This window comes from Enterobacter sp. NFIX59 (genome assembly GCF_900113755.1).
In the GTDB taxonomy this organism is placed as follows: domain Bacteria; phylum Pseudomonadota; class Gammaproteobacteria; order Enterobacterales; family Enterobacteriaceae; genus Enterobacter; species Enterobacter pseudoroggenkampii.
Genome location: NZ_FOQN01000003.1, coordinates 40586 through 55019, shown reverse-complemented (window position 1 = coordinate 55019; position 14434 = coordinate 40586). Strand labels below are relative to the sequence as shown.

The window sequence follows — 14434 nt, the reverse complement described above, 5'->3', positions numbered from 1 at the left end:
TATTTCATGAATCTACACTTTTCCATGAAAACGTTTTTCTTACCCGTGCTGATGTTGCTGGCGACCGCCTTTTTCCATTCAGCTCGAGCAGACTGTACTTTTAACGGCAGCTCTGGCGTGGATGCTGTGGTGACGTTTCAACTTCCGCCGGTGATTATTGTTGCTCCTGATACCCCGAAAGGCACAATCATTTACGATGACAGCGTTGAAAGTAAAGAAGTGGCCATAGACTGCACTGGTGAAGCGCAAATACGGCGAGGCTATCTCTCCTTGACGGAAAGCGATGCGCGTGAAGATGTTATGCCTGGCGTTTATCAAACTAATGTCCCGGGGATTGGAATTCGGGCCGCTTCCTCGAATGAGCAGTTACCAAACTATAATGACGAGGATCTTGTCAGGCCAATGCACTATATTGGCTCAACACATGGCTATTCGCATGGAGTATCTACCTTTCGCGCCACTGCGCAGCTGGTGATAACGGGCGATATTCAGGAAGGATATCTCGATACCTCACGATTAACCTCAATGGATATCCTGGGGAACGTGGTGATCGGTGAAATGCGCTTTTCTCCTGCCAGCGTTCGCATTACAACCAACACCTGTAACCTGGTCGACCGTAACATTTATGTGCCTCTTAAAACGGTCAACGTTCAGGATTTTGACGGGCAATACTCAGAGATACTTACCGACAGCAGTTTTAAGATTGAAATCACCGACTGTTCTGCGGGGACAAAGATCGATTATCAGTTCACCAGCGCGGGCTCAACGGGCGTGAAGAACGGCAATATCCTCGGCATCGCTGCCGGAGATTCCGCCGCCGCGGGTGTCGGCATCCAAATTCTTGATAAGAATAATACGGTGCTGCAGTTTGATCAGAACTACACGGCGATAACCAGTACGCAGGACAAGATCCCCGTTGAAATCCCTCTCAAGGCGCGCTACATCAAAACGGGGGAGGTTAAAGCGGGCAAAGTCGATTCCGTCGCCACGTTCGAGGTATTTTACCGTTAACCCTCTCTGCCCGTTTTGGCGGGCTTTAGCGATCATTTCGCTATCCTTATTAACCCACTCTTTTCATCTGGTTAATTCTTAAACCCTTAAATCTTGTAGGGCTGCTTACTGCTTGCTATGCAACCCGCGTTTCGCATATTATTCTGGCGCTCATAATAATAATTCTCGTTTACGTTATCATTCACTTTTCCATCAGAGAAACATCATGGCGCTTTCCAATACTGCTCAGCCAATGAACACGTCGCTGCGTAAACTCGCGGTCGTCGTCGCCACAGCGGTTGCCGGCGTGTCCGCGTATGCTCATGCGGCCGAAACCCCGAAAAAAGAAGAAACTATCACGGTAACCGCAGCACCTGCGGCACAGGAAAGTGCCTGGGGACCGGCACCCACGATTGCGGCTAAACGCACCGCCACCGCGACCAAGACCGATACCCCGATTGAGAAAACCCCGCAGTCTATTTCTGTCGTCACCCGTGAAGAGATGGACATGAAGCAGCCGGGGACGGTTAAACAGGCGCTGGCCTATACGCCGAGCGTGTTCGCAACACGCGGTGCGTCAACAACGTATGATGTTGTTTCTATTCGTGGGTTCACCACCTCCAGTACCGTGAATACCAACCAGTATCTGGACGGGATGAAGCTGCAGGGTGATAACTATTCTGAAGCGTCCATGGATCCGTATTTCCTTGAGCGCGTCGAGCTGCTGCGCGGCCCTACGTCCGTTTTGTACGGTAAAAGTCACCCGGGCGGCGTGGTCAGCATGGTCAGCAAGCGGCCAACCACCGAGCCACTGAAAGAAATTCAGTTCAAAATGGGTACCGATAACCTGTGGCAGACTGGGTTTGATTTCAGCGATGCGATTGATGATGACGGCGTGTGGTCATACCGTCTGACCGGTCTGGGGCGCAGCGAAAATGCGCAGCAGGAAATGGTTAAGTCCACCCGCTACGCCATTGCGCCTGCTTTCAGCTGGCGTCCTGACGATAAAACCGATTTTACTTTCCTGAGCAACTTCCAGAGCGATCCGGATGCAGGCTATTACGGCTGGCTGCCGCGGGAAGGTACCGTTGTGCCTTACTACGACGCCAACGGCAACGCGCACAAGCTGCCGACCGATTTCAACGAAGGTGACGAAGACAACAAGATCTCCCGTCGCCAGAAAATGGTGGGCTACAGCTTCTCCCATCAGTTTGATGACACCTTTACCGTGCGTCAAAACCTGCGCTACACCAAAATCAATACGCTTTACCGTTCCGTTTACGGTAACGGCTATATTGCACCGGCTCAGATCAGCCGCGCGTACGTGCGCTCTGATGAGGACCTCAACTCGTTCACGGTCGATACCCAGCTGCAGTCCAAATTTGCGACCGGTGCAGTGGATCATACTCTGTTAACGGGCGTCGATTACCTGCGCATGCGTAACGATATTGATGCAGATTACGGCAGCGCTGACCCTATCAGCATGACGAATCCGCAGCACAACAATGCCAATATCAACGTGAACTTCCCGTATGCCGTGCTCAATCGTCAGGAGCAAACGGGCCTGTACGCGCAGGATCAGGCTGAGTGGGATAAGTGGGTACTGACCCTGGGTGGACGCTATGATTTTGCCAAAACGTCCACACTGACGCGTTCCTCCGACACGACGGCTGAAATCAACGATCGGGCGTTCACCTGGCGCGGCGGGATCAACTACCTGTTTGATAACGGTATTACGCCGTACTTCAGCTATAGCGAATCCTTCGAGCCTATTTCCGGCGCAACCCAGGGCGGCAAACCGTTCGATCCGGCTCGCGGCAAGCAGTATGAAGCGGGCGTGAAGTATGTACCGAAAGATCTGCCTGTTGTGGTCACCGCTGCTGTGTATCAGCTGACCAAAAACAACAACCTGACGGCCGATCCTGCGAACCCGACCAGCGGCTTTAGCGTACAGGGCGGTGAAATTCGCTCTCGCGGTTTCGAACTGGAAGCGAAAGCGGCAGTGTCTGCCAACGTGAACGTGACGGCGTCCTATAGCTTTACTGATGCGGAATACACGCACGATACCTGGTATGAAGGCCGTCGTCCGGCGGAAGTGCCGCGTAACATGGCGTCTCTGTGGGCAGATTACACCTTCCACGAGACGGCGTTGAGCGGTCTGACAGTAGGGGCAGGCACCCGTTACATCGGTAACACCGTGTCCTACTACTCTGCCTCGTCGCCAAAAGCCTACCAGTCGTTCAACGTCGCGGGCTACGCACTGGCTGACGCGACCGTGAAATACGACCTGGCACGCTTTGGACTGCCGGGCTCATCCGTCGGCGTCAACGTGAACAACATCTTCGATCGTGAATACGTCTCCAGCTGCTACAGCGAATATGCATGCTACTGGGGCGCAGGACGTCAGGTTGTTGCCACCGCGACCTTCCGCTTCTAATCTCTGTCCGGGCACGGTTCGCCGTGCCCTTTTTATTTAAGTTGGCTGATATGCAGGATAATCAAACGCAACCCGACACCACCTTTACGCTCAACCATCTCTCCTTTCGCGTACCCGGGCGCACCTTGCTGCATCCGCTCTCTTTGACGTTCCCCGTAGGTAAAGTCACTGGCCTGATTGGTCACAACGGTTCCGGTAAGTCCACGCTGCTTAAGATGCTGGGACGCCATCAGCCGCCGTCAGAAGGCGACATCCTGCTGGATGACCAACCGCTGGAGAGCTGGAGCAGTAAAGCGTTTGCCCGCAAAGTGGCGTATCTGCCGCAGCAGCTGCCGCAGGCGGAGGGGATGACGGTGCGAGAGCTGGTGGCGATTGGGCGTTATCCGTGGCATGGCGCGCTTGGACGCTTCGGCGTGGCCGACAGAGAGAAAGTGGAAGAGGCGATTGCGCTGGTCGGGCTGAAGCCGCTGGCGCACCGTCTGGTGGATAGCCTGTCCGGCGGTGAACGCCAGCGCGCGTGGATTGCGATGCTGGTGGCCCAGGACAGCCGCTGCCTGCTCCTTGATGAACCCACCTCCGCGCTCGATATCGCCCATCAGGTCGATGTCCTGGCGCTGGTGCACCGCTTAAGCCAGCAGCGTGGTCTGACGGTGATTGCGGTGCTGCATGACATCAACATGGCGGCGCGCTATTGCGACTACCTTGTTGCGCTGCGCGGCGGCGAAATGATTGCGCAGGGAACGCCCTCCGAGCTGATGCGCAGCGAAACGCTGGAACATATTTATGGTATTCCGATGGGTATTCTGCCTCACCCGGCCGGGGCTGCACCGGTGAGCTTCGTCTACTGATGCTCGACAACATGCGCATTAGCCGCCGTCGCCTGCTGACGGCGATGGCCCTCTCACCGCTGCTGTTAAAAATGAATACGGCGCGTGCCGCCGCCGTCGATCCGCACCGCATAGTGGCGCTGGAGTGGCTGCCGGTCGAGCTGATGATGGCGCTCGGCGTCACGCCCTACGGCGTGGCGGACATTCCTAACTATAACCTCTGGGTGAACGAGCCGAAGCTGCCGGACTCGGTAATCGACGTCGGCCTGCGGACGGAGCCAAACCTCGAGCTGCTCACCCAGATGAAACCGTCGTTCCTGTTCTGGTCCGCGGGCTACGGTCCGTCAGAAGAGACCATGGCGCGCATTGCGCCCGGACGTGGATTCGCTTTCAGCGACGGTAAAAAACCACTGGCGATGGCGAAAAAGTCGGTTAACGAGATGGCGCATTTCCTCAACCGGGAAGCGGAGGCTAAAAAACATCTCGACGAATTCGATGCCCTGATTGACGCTCTGAAGCCGCGTTTTGCTCACCGTGGCGATCGTCCGCTGCTGATGGTGACGCTGCTGGATGCCCGCCATATGCTGGTTTTCGGTAAAAACTGCCTGTTCCAGGAAGTCCTCGACAGTTTTGGTATTCGTAATGCCTGGGAAGGGGAGATGACGTTCTGGGGCAGTACCGCTGTGGGTATCGATCGTCTCGCGGCGTTTCGCGACGTGGATGTGCTGTGCTTCGATCACGGCAACGAGCGCGCCATGCAAACCCTGATGGCGACGCCGCTCTGGCAGGCGATGCCGTTTGTCCGTGAGCAACGCTTCCAGCGCGCCCCGGCGGTCTGGTTCTACGGCGCGACGCTGTCGGCCATGCATTTTGCCCGCGTGCTGGATAACGCGCTGGGAGGTAAAGCATGAGTTCACGTATTGCCCGCTTCCCGGCGCTTCTGCTGGTATTGATTTTTCTTGCCGCGCTGGCGTTAACCGGGGTCAACCTCTCGGCCGCATTACCGCGCACGCAGTGGGGGGCCGCGCTGGCCTCGCCGGATATCGACAATATTCAGCAGATGCTGTTCCACTACAGCCTGCTGCCGCGTCTGGCAGTCTCCCTGCTGGTTGGTGCCGGTTTAGGGCTGGTGGGGGTGCTGTTCCAGCAGGTTTTGCGTAACCCGCTGGCGGAACCCACCACACTCGGCGTCGCGACCGGCGCTCAGCTAGGGATCACCATCACCACGCTGTGGACGCTGCCGGGGGCGTTAGCCTCGCAGTTTGCGGCACTTGCCGGAGCGTGTGCGGTGGGCGCGCTGGTCTTTGGCGTGGCCTGGGGTAAACGCCTTTCCCCGGTGACGCTGATTCTGGCCGGGCTGGTGGTCAGCCTGTACTGTGGGGCGATCAACCAGCTGCTGGTCCTGTTCCACCACGATCAGCTGCAAAGCATGTTCATGTGGAGTACCGGAACGCTGACCCAGACCGACTGGAGCGTGGTGCAGCGCCTCTGGCCGCAGCTGGCTGGCGGTGTTGTGCTGACGCTGCTGCTCCTGCGTCCTCTTACGCTCATGGGGCTGGATGATGGCGTGGCGCGTAACCTGGGGCTGGCGCTGTCGCTGGCTCGCCTGGCGGCGCTGACGCTGGCAATTGTATTGAGCGCCCTGCTGGTGAACGCGGTCGGCATCATCGGGTTTATCGGCCTGTTTGCGCCGCTGCTGGCGAAAATGCTTGGGGCGCGTCGTTTACTGACGCGTCTGATGCTGGCGCCGCTGATTGGGGCGCTGATCCTCTGGCTTTCCGATCAACTTATTCTCTGGCTGGCGCAGGTCTGGCGGGAAGTCTCCACCGGCTCTGTGACCGCGCTTATCGGGGCGCCGCTGCTGCTGTGGCTGCTCCCGCGGCTGCGCAGCATGAGTGCACCGGCGATGGACGCGGGCGATAAAGTCTACGCTGAACGTCGGTCGGTGCTTTGGTTTAGCCTTGCCGGTCTGGCGGTGCTGATTATCGCCTCGTTCGCGGCGCTCTCATTTGGACGCGATGCCGCGGGCTGGCACTGGGCAACGGGTGATTTGCTCAATGAACTGCTACAGTGGCGCTGGCCGCGTATCGTCGCTGCGCTGATCGCCGGGGTGATGCTGGCGGTGGCGGGGTGCATCATTCAGCGTCTGACCGGCAACCCGATGGCGAGCCCGGAAGTGCTTGGGATCAGCTCTGGCGCCGCCTTTGGCGTGGTGCTGATGCTCTTCTTTGTGCCGGGCAATGCGTTTGGCTGGCTGATGCCTGCCGGCAGTATCGGCGCGGCGGTTACGCTGATGATTATCCTGATAGCCGCCGGTCGCGGTGGGTTTTCACCGCACCGCATGCTGCTGGCCGGGATGGCGCTCAGTACCGCGTTTACGATGCTGCTGATGATGCTGCAGGCAAGCGGCGATCCGCGTATGGCGAAGATACTGACCTGGATTTCCGGCTCGACCTACAACGCCACCGGCAGCCAGGTGGTCTGGTCCGGGATGGTGATGCTCGTGCTGCTGGCGATGGTGCCGCTGTGCCGCCGCTGGATGACCATTCTGCCGCTCGGCGGGGAAACCGCGCGTGCGGTGGGAATGGCGCTGACCCCAGCGCGTGTCGCGCTGCTGCTGTTGGCGGCGTGCCTGACGGCGACGGCAACCCTGACGATTGGACCGCTGAGTTTTGTGGGGTTAATGGCGCCGCACATTGCCAGAATGATGGGCTTCCGCAGGACGATGCCGCATATCGTCATGTCGGCCCTGACGGGCGGGGTGATGCTGGTGTTCGCAGACTGGTGCGGAAGAATGGTGCTGTTCCCGTACCAGATCCCGGCGGGTCTGCTGTCGACCTTTATCGGTGCGCCGTATTTTATTTATCTGTTGAGAAAGCAGAGTCGGTAGTCAGGTGCGGCCTGATGCCCTCACCCCAGCCCTCTCCCACAGGGAGAGGGAGAACATCGTAGGCCGGGTAAGCGTTAGCGCCACCCGGCAATGACCTTAGAGCTTCGCAAACACCTTACGCGCCGCGTCGATGGTGTTATTGATATCTTCTTCGCTGTGCGCCACGGACATAAAGCCCGCTTCGAACGCTGACGGTGCCAGGTACACGCCTTCTTCCAGCATCAGGTGGAAGAAGCGCTTGAAGCGCTCAACGTCGCACTTCACCACGTCCTGATAGCAGGTCACGGTTTTCGCATCGGTGAAGAAGATCCCGAACATGCCGCCCACGTGGTTAACCACCAGCGGAATACCGGCTTCCTCTGCCGCTTCAAGCAGTCCGTTTGCCAGCTGCGTCGTCAGGTCGGTCAGGGTCTCGTGAATGCCAGGCTGGGCCACTTCGGTCAGGCAGGCAAAGCCCGCGGCCATGGCTATGGGGTTACCGGAGAGCGTGCCCGCCTGGTAAACCGGGCCGGTTGGCGCCAGGGCTTCCATCACGTCCTTACGACCACCGAATGCGCCGACCGGCATGCCGCCGCCGATGATTTTACCGAGGCAGGTGAGGTCCGGCTCAACGCCGTAGTAAGACTGGGCACCCGCCAGCGCTACGCGGAAGCCGGTCATGACTTCATCGATGATGAGCAGCGCGCCGAACTCGTCGCACAGGGCGCGCAGGCCCGGCAGGAACTCAGGCTGCGGTGGGATGCAGTTCATGTTGCCCGCAACCGGCTCAACGATGATGCAGGCGATCTCCTGCGGATATTGTTCGAACGCCGCGCGAACGGTAGCAAGATCGTTGTAGGTGCAGGTCAGGGTGTGCTTCGCGAAATCTGCTGGTACGCCCGGCGAGTTCGGCTGGCCGAGCGTCAGCGCGCCGGAACCGGCTTTCACCAGCAGGCAGTCCGCATGGCCGTGGTAGCAGCCTTCAAACTTGATGATTTTATCGCGACCGGTAAAACCGCGCGCCAGGCGGATGGCGCTCATAGTGGCTTCGGTACCGGAGTTCACCATACGCACCATGTCCATGGTCGGCACCAGTTCGGTCACCAGCTCCGCCATTTTCACTTCCATTTCGGTTGGCGCGCCGAAACTCAGGCCGCGCTGAGCGGCTTCAATCACCGCATTACGAATAGCCGGGTGGTTGTGCCCCAGCACCATCGGGCCCCAGGAGCCGACATAATCGATATAGGCTTTGCCATCGACATCATACAGATACGCGCCGTCAGCACGTTCGATAAACAGCGGCGTACCGCCCACGCCGGTGAAGGCGCGCACAGGTGAGTTCACGCCACCCGGAATAAGCTCGCGGGCTGCACTGTAGAGGTTTTCAGACTTGCTCATGGCGTCGTTCCTGGTTCGTATAAAATGATTAAGCCCACTATTCTAAGTGATTCGGGGAAGGTTATGAAATTTTTAGCCGGGTAATGCTTTAAGATTTGTTAAGTAATTTTCAGGAGACGGTGGGGCAGTCTCTGGTAAAATCCCCGCGGCTTTTTGTATGACGAATAAGAACAGGACATGAAATCAGATTCTCCGTCTTTTGAAGAACAACAGTTTACGCGCGCCCGGCACCGGGTCAGTATTCGGCGGCTGCTCAATCGCGATAAAACGCCGCTGGCGATCCTGCTGGCCGCTGCCGTGGTGGGGACTCTCGCGGGGCTGATTGGCGTGGCGTTTGAAAAAGCGGTTAATGCCGTACTCAACTGGCGAGTGGGCACCGTGGCCGGTTTCGCCGATAGCGAATGGCTGGTCTGGGTTTGGGCATTTGGGCTGTCTGCGCTGTTTGCCATGGTGGGGTATTTTCTGGTGCGTAAATTCGCGCCGGAGGCGGGTGGGTCGGGCATCCCGGAAATTGAAGGTGCGCTGGAGGAGCTGCGTCCGGTGCGCTGGTGGCGGGTGATTCCGGTTAAATTCATCGGCGGCATGGGTACGCTGGGCGCAGGCATGGTACTTGGCCGGGAAGGGCCCACGGTACAGCTGGGGGGGAACGTCGGCCGCATGGTGGGCGATCTGTTTCGGATGCGAAGCGCCGAAGCGCGCCATACGCTGCTGGCTACCGGTGCGGCGGCGGGGCTGTCGGCGGCGTTTAACGCGCCGCTGGCGGGCATTTTGTTCATTATCGAAGAGATGCGCGCGCAGTTTCGCTACAACCTGATCTCCATTAAAGCGGTGTTTACCGGCGTCATTATGTCGAGCATCGTCTTTCGCCTCTTTAACGGCGAAGGGGCGGTCATTGAGGTGGGTAAACTGACCAACGCGCCGGTCAACACCCTGTGGCTTTACCTAATCCTCGGCATGATTTTTGGCGTGGTGGGGCCGCTGTTTAACACCTTTATCCTGCGCGCTCAGGATATGTTCCAGCGCATTCACGGCGGGAACACCACGAAATGGGTGCTGATGGGCGGTCTGCTGGGCGGAATGTGTGGCGTGCTCGGGTTTATCGAGCCGAATGCCGCAGGCGGCGGGTTCGGGCTGATTCCCATTGCGGCGGCGGGGAATTTCAGCGTGGGTCTGCTGCTGTTTATGTTTATCTCCCGCGTCATCACGACGGTACTCTGTTTTTCCTCCGGCGCGCCCGGCGGGATATTTGCCCCGATGCTGGCGCTGGGGACCTTGCTGGGCACCGCGTTTGGTATGGCGGCTGAAGTGGGTTTTCCCGCCTATCATCTTGACGCCGGGACCTTTGCCATCGCCGGAATGGGAGCGCTGCTGGCCGCATCCCTGCGTGCGCCGTTGACCGGGATCGTGCTGGTGCTGGAGATGACGGACAATTACCAGCTCATTTTGCCAATGATCATTACCTGTCTCGGCGCGACACTATTAGCCCAGTTCCTGGGTGGAAAGCCGCTATACTCCACCATCCTAGCGCGTACTCTGGCAAAACAAGAGGCTGAACGGGCCGCAGCGCAGAATACTTGAATGAATTACCAGGGTATTAGATAATGACACAAAGAATTGGGTGAATTTTACCCAATCGCAGTAGCAGTATTCATGGGAGCAAATGATGAGTGATGATGTAGCGTTGCCGCTGGAATTTACCGAAGCAGCAGCCAACAAAGTGAAAACCCTGATTGCAGACGAAGACAATCCGGATCTGAAACTGCGCGTCTATATTACCGGTGGCGGCTGCAGCGGCTTCCAGTATGGTTTTACCTTTGACGATCAGGTTAACGATGGCGATATGACTATCGAGAAACAGGGCGTTGCGCTGGTGGTTGACCCGATGAGCCTGCAATATCTGGTGGGCGGTTCGGTGGATTACACCGAAGGTCTGGAAGGTTCGCGCTTTGTGGTGACCAACCCGAACGCAACAAGCACCTGCGGGTGTGGTTCTTCGTTCAGTATTTAAGAGGGTGCGGGCTGTTGCCCTCACCCCGGCCCTCTCCCACAGGGAGAGGGAGAAAAGACTAAAAACGGTAACCGTCAGGTTACCGTTTTGCTTTTACCGGTCATCCAGCGCAAACGTCGGCAGCTTCAGGTGCCAGCGTATCGCCGCTAAACGTATCACCAGCGTCACGACCATCCCCAGCATCGCGGCGTTTTCCAGCGGAAGTGCAAACGTGTAGTACGCGGTCGCGTGGACAATGCCCCCCGCGATACAGGCCGTTGCGTAAATTTCAGTACGCAGGATCATCGGTACTTCACGCGCCAGAATGTCGCGAATGATCCCACCGCCCACGCCGGTTAATACGCCCATACAGATTGCCACCATTGGACCGGTACCCGCATTAAACGCCTTATTGACGCCAATACCGACAAACACGGCCAGGCCGACGGCATCCAGTACCGGCAATATCCATTTGGGTAATCTGCGGGGCTGGCGAACCAGCACAATGGTTAACAGACAGGTGACCATCGCGACCACCAGATCGGTAGGATCTTTCACCCAAAACACCGGGCCATTCGCCAGCGCCATATCGCGGATTGTCCCGCCACCGACGGCGGTCACGACCCCAAGCACCAGCACGCCAAAAGGATCCATGCGTAGTTTTCCGGCGAGCAGGACGCCGGAGATAGCAAAAACGGCTGTGCCAAGAATATCCAGCCAATAAACGAGCATCGTTAAATCCTCGAAAAGGGTCTTATGTTAGTGACTCTCTGCCAGCGCGGCACAGAGCTGTTTTGCGGCGAGGATAATACGCGGGCTGGCGCGTTCAAACCAGTCGCTGTTAAGGGGAATTACCGGTATTTTTAGCTGCCGTTGCCAGAATTGTTCAATTTTGGGAATTTCGCTCGCATTTCCGACCACGACGATAGCCTGCGGCTGGCGCGCCAGGACCTGTTCACGGCTAACCTGGGGCCACGGCACCCGGCTGGCTGCAAAGATGTTTTCACCGCCACAGACTTCCAGCACCTGGTTCTGAATCGACCCTTTTCCGGTGGTGAACAGCGGCTGGCTGCCAAACTGCAGGAAGATGCGCTTTTTAACAGGGGTATCGTATCGGGATTTCAGCGCGGCATAGTCGCTCAGCATCTGTTTCGCCGCCGCCTCGGCTTTTTTGGGCGTAGGGCTATAGGGTGCCAGGGCGCGTAGCGCCTGAGCGACTTGCTCAATGCTGACGGCATCAATCCACATCACTTTTATGCCAAGTGAGGTGAGCTGGTTGACCTGCCGCTCGGCGTTACCGCCGCGCCAGGCCAGCACGAGATCCGGTTTAAGCGCCACGATGCGCTCAAGGTTCATCCCTTGCCAGGTGGCGACTTGTTCAATTCCCGCGGCCTGCGGCGGATAATCCGAATAGCTACTCACGCCAACGGGCGTGATCCCGGCGGCAAACGCCAGTTCCGTATTTGCGGGAGAGAGTGTAATCACGCGCGGTACAGCATAGAGCCACAGCGGTGCGAGAAGAAGCAGGGCGGCCAGCGCCCTGACGGTATGTTTAGCCACGTGCCAGATTCTGCACCAGGCGTTCCACCATCACGGTGGACTGTTTTGCCGCAACGGTCAGGAACTCGTCGAAGCTGATGTGGGACTGCTGGTCTGCCACGTCAGAGATGGCGCGAACCACCACGAACGGTACGCTGAAGTTATGGCAAACGTGCGCAATCGCGGTCGCTTCCATCTCAACGGCAACCGCCTGAGGAAAGTTATGACGGATTTTCGCCAGCCCAACGGAGCCGTTGATGAACGCATCACCGCTGACAATCAGACCGCGTACCGCGTTGAGGTTGAGTTCTGCGATGCAGGTCTCCGCCGCCGCAATCAGTTTGTCGTCAGCTTTAAAAGCAGCAGGGCAGCCCGGGAGCTGACCGTACTCGTAACCGAACGCGGTGACGTCAGCATCGTGGTAACGCGCTTCGTCGGAGACAACGATATCACCCACCTTCAGCGTCGGCGCCAGGCCGCCCGCAGAGCCGGTATTCACGATCACATCCGGCTTGCAGCGCTCAAGCAGCAGGGTTGCACCCAGCGCAGCTGCCACTTTACCGATGCCTGATTTCAGCAGAGCCACGTCAACACCGTTCAGCTGGCCGGTGTAGATCTCACAACCACCAAGAGAGAGGGTCTGACGGTTCTCAATTTTGTCACGCAGCAGCGTAACTTCTTCTTCCATTGCACCAATAATGCCGATTTTCATAGATTTACTCGCGATGTGCCTTGTTAAGATGCATAGTCTATCATGCGGTTAAGGGGAAACGCATTCTCACGCGGGGGAGCACATGGCACCAATCGATTTTCGCACCAAAATTAACTGGCACCGACGTTTCCGTTCGCCGCAGGGCGACAAGAGCGAACATGAGATCCTGCGTATCTTCGAAAGCGATCGCGGGCGGATCATTAACTCGCCAGCCATCCGCCGTCTGCAGCAAAAGACCCAGGTCTTTCCGCTTGAGCGTAACGCCGCGGTGCGCACGCGCTTAACCCACTCCATGGAGGTGCAGCAGGTCGGGCGCTACATTGCTAAAGAGATTTTAAGCCGTCTCAAAGAGCAGCGTTTACTGGAAACCTATGGTCTGGACGAGCTGACGGGGCCTTTTGAGAGCATCGTTGAGATGGCCTGCCTGATGCATGACATCGGCAACCCGCCTTTCGGCCACTTTGGTGAGGCGGCGATCAATGACTGGTTTAAACAACGGCTTTACCCTTCGGATGCGGTAAGCCAGCCGCTGAGCGACGACCGCTGTATCGTACGCGATTTACGCCTGCGTGAAGGCGAAGAGGGGCTGAACGATCTGCGACGCAAAGTGCGCCAGGATTTGTGTCACTTTGAGGGCAACGCGCAGGGGATCCGGCTGGTCCACTCCCTGATGCGCATGAACCTGACCTGGGCACAGGTCGGCTGCATTCTGAAATATACCCGCCCCGCGTGGTGGATGGGAGATACGCCCGCGTCCCACAGCTATTTAATGAAAAAACCGGGCTATTACCTTTCCGAAGAGGCCTATATTGAACGGCTACGTAAAGAACTTTCATTGACGCCAAACGGCCGCTTTCCATTGACCTGGATTATGGAAGCCGCCGATGATATTTCCTATTGCGTGGCCGATCTGGAAGATGCCGTTGAGAAAAGAATCTTCAGCGTTGAGGAGCTTTATCAGCATCTTTATGCGGCCTGGGGTACCCATGAAAAAGGCTCGCTGTTTGCGCAGGTTGTCGAAAATGCCTGGGAAAAATCGCGCTCAAATACATTAAGCCGTAGTACAGAAGACCAGTTCTTTATGTATTTGCGGGTCAATACATTAAATAAACTGGTGCCGTATGCGGCGTCGCGCTTTATTGATAATTTACCGCTTATCTTCAGCGGGGAATTCAACCACGCGCTGCTGGAAGATGACAGCAGTTTCAGCCAGCTCCTCGAGCTTTATAAACATGTGGCGATGCGGCATGTATTTAGCCATCCGGATGTCGAGCAGTTAGAGCTGCAGGGTTATCGGGTAATCAGTGGGTTACTGGAAATTTATTCCCCGTTGCTCCAGCTGTCGGTCGACGAGTTCAGCGAGCTGGTGGAACACGAGCGCGTGCGCAGAATACCTATCGAATCGCGTCTTTATCAGAAACTTTCTACCCGGCATCGTCTGGCGTATGTCGAAGCGATTGGCAAGCTGGATCGCCACTCTTCCCAATGGCCGGTGATGGAATATTATTATCGCAGCCGTCTAATCCAGGACTATATCAGCGGCATGACGGATTTGTATGCCTGGGATGAATACCGCAAGCTGATGGCGGTGGAATAATCCCGGAGTTTTGTAAAGACGGCCAATAAATTTTTACCTTTTCCATAAACTTATCGCCGGAACTAAGCGGTATAAAAC

At 57.2% G+C, this 14434-nt stretch carries 12 protein-coding genes; 8 read left to right on the top strand and 4 right to left on the bottom strand.

Annotation, left to right across the window (positions count from 1 at the left end):
* Nucleotides 1-6 precede the first annotated feature (6 nt).
* The 5 genes from BM007_RS12385 (at nt 7) to fhuB (ending at nt 7144) form a co-directional block, all read left to right on the top strand.
* Nucleotides 7-1011 (top strand): fimbrial protein, encoded by a 1005-nt coding sequence (locus tag BM007_RS12385; RefSeq protein ID WP_090419000.1) that lies wholly within the window; start codon nt 7-9, stop codon nt 1009-1011.
* A 205-nt stretch (nt 1012-1216) separates the two neighbouring features.
* Complete coding sequence (gene fhuA / locus BM007_RS12380) at nt 1217-3427, top strand: ferrichrome porin FhuA (protein WP_048990251.1); 2211 nt, start codon at nt 1217-1219, stop codon at nt 3425-3427.
* 50 nt (nt 3428-3477) lie between these two features.
* Nucleotides 3478-4275 carry a Fe3+-hydroxamate ABC transporter ATP-binding protein FhuC gene (gene fhuC, locus BM007_RS12375; protein WP_090418997.1) on the top strand — a complete coding sequence of 266 codons (798 nt, stop codon included), beginning with the start codon at nt 3478-3480 and terminating at the stop codon, nt 4273-4275.
* Nucleotides 4275-5165, top strand: coding sequence for a Fe(3+)-hydroxamate ABC transporter substrate-binding protein FhuD (gene fhuD / locus BM007_RS12370; protein WP_045907824.1), 891 nt, complete (start codon nt 4275-4277; stop codon nt 5163-5165). Before fhuC ends, fhuD begins: the two co-directional genes overlap by 1 nt.
* Entirely contained in the window at nt 5162-7144 is a 1983-nt protein-coding gene (gene fhuB, locus BM007_RS12365) for a Fe(3+)-hydroxamate ABC transporter permease FhuB (protein ID WP_090418994.1), read from the top strand. Before fhuD ends, fhuB begins: the two co-directional genes overlap by 4 nt.
* Nucleotides 7145-7240: 96 nt before the next feature.
* Here fhuB and hemL read toward each other — a convergent pair whose 3' ends face one another.
* On the bottom strand, nt 7241-8521 hold the full coding sequence (hemL, locus tag BM007_RS12360) for a glutamate-1-semialdehyde 2,1-aminomutase (protein ID WP_032649736.1): 1281 nt from the start codon (nt 8519-8521) through the stop codon (nt 7241-7243).
* Between the two features lie 177 nt (nt 8522-8698).
* Here hemL and clcA point away from each other — a divergent pair, with 177 nt between their 5' ends.
* Entirely contained in the window at nt 8699-10099 is a 1401-nt protein-coding gene (gene clcA, locus BM007_RS12355) for a H(+)/Cl(-) exchange transporter ClcA (RefSeq protein WP_048990258.1), read from the top strand.
* A gap of 85 nt (nt 10100-10184) precedes the next feature.
* A complete protein-coding gene (gene erpA / locus BM007_RS12350) occupies nt 10185-10529 on the top strand; it encodes an iron-sulfur cluster insertion protein ErpA (RefSeq protein ID WP_013095643.1) in 345 nt (114 codons plus the stop codon).
* A gap of 93 nt (nt 10530-10622) precedes the next feature.
* Here erpA and BM007_RS12345 read toward each other — a convergent pair whose 3' ends face one another.
* Genes BM007_RS12345 through mtnN form a run of 3 tightly spaced genes read right to left on the bottom strand, consistent with a single transcriptional unit; the run spans nt 10623 to nt 12759 of the window.
* Nucleotides 10623-11240, bottom strand: a complete 618-nt coding sequence (locus BM007_RS12345; RefSeq protein ID WP_024907514.1) for a TRIC cation channel family protein — start codon at nt 11238-11240, stop codon at nt 10623-10625.
* A gap of 27 nt (nt 11241-11267) precedes the next feature.
* The gene (btuF, locus tag BM007_RS12340) at nt 11268-12068 is read right to left on the bottom strand and encodes a vitamin B12 ABC transporter substrate-binding protein BtuF (RefSeq protein ID WP_024907515.1); all 801 of its coding nucleotides are present in this window, start codon (nt 12066-12068) and stop codon (nt 11268-11270) included.
* On the bottom strand, nt 12061-12759 hold the full coding sequence (mtnN, locus tag BM007_RS12335; RefSeq protein ID WP_024907516.1) for a 5'-methylthioadenosine/S-adenosylhomocysteine nucleosidase: 699 nt from the start codon (nt 12757-12759) through the stop codon (nt 12061-12063). Before mtnN ends, btuF begins: the two co-directional genes overlap by 8 nt.
* Before the next feature lie 82 nt (nt 12760-12841).
* Between mtnN and dgt the strand changes: the two genes are divergently transcribed.
* Nucleotides 12842-14356, top strand: a complete 1515-nt coding sequence (gene dgt, locus BM007_RS12330; RefSeq protein ID WP_024907517.1) for a dGTPase — start codon at nt 12842-12844, stop codon at nt 14354-14356.
* Nucleotides 14357-14434: the final 78 nt, after the last annotated feature.

Bases quoted from the DNA above. Each gene is read 5' to 3' on its own strand.
- fhuB (WP_090418994.1), top strand. From the start codon at position 5,162: ATGAGTTCACGTATTGCCCGCTTCCCGGCGCTTCTGCTGGTATTGATT.
- clcA (WP_048990258.1), top strand. From the start codon at position 8,699: ATGAAATCAGATTCTCCGTCTTTTGAAGAACAACAGTTTACGCGCGCC.
- mtnN (WP_024907516.1), bottom strand. From the start codon at position 12,759: ATGAAAATCGGCATTATTGGTGCAATGGAAGAAGAAGTTACGCTGCTG.
- fhuC (WP_090418997.1), top strand. From the start codon at position 3,478: ATGCAGGATAATCAAACGCAACCCGACACCACCTTTACGCTCAACCAT.
- BM007_RS12385 (WP_090419000.1), top strand. From the start codon at position 7: ATGAATCTACACTTTTCCATGAAAACGTTTTTCTTACCCGTGCTGATG.
- dgt (WP_024907517.1), top strand. From the start codon at position 12,842: ATGGCACCAATCGATTTTCGCACCAAAATTAACTGGCACCGACGTTTC.
- hemL (WP_032649736.1), bottom strand. From the start codon at position 8,521: ATGAGCAAGTCTGAAAACCTCTACAGTGCAGCCCGCGAGCTTATTCCG.
- fhuA (WP_048990251.1), top strand. From the start codon at position 1,217: ATGGCGCTTTCCAATACTGCTCAGCCAATGAACACGTCGCTGCGTAAA.
- fhuD (WP_045907824.1), top strand. From the start codon at position 4,275: ATGCTCGACAACATGCGCATTAGCCGCCGTCGCCTGCTGACGGCGATG.
- BM007_RS12345 (WP_024907514.1), bottom strand. From the start codon at position 11,240: ATGCTCGTTTATTGGCTGGATATTCTTGGCACAGCCGTTTTTGCTATC.
- erpA (WP_013095643.1), top strand. From the start codon at position 10,185: ATGAGTGATGATGTAGCGTTGCCGCTGGAATTTACCGAAGCAGCAGCC.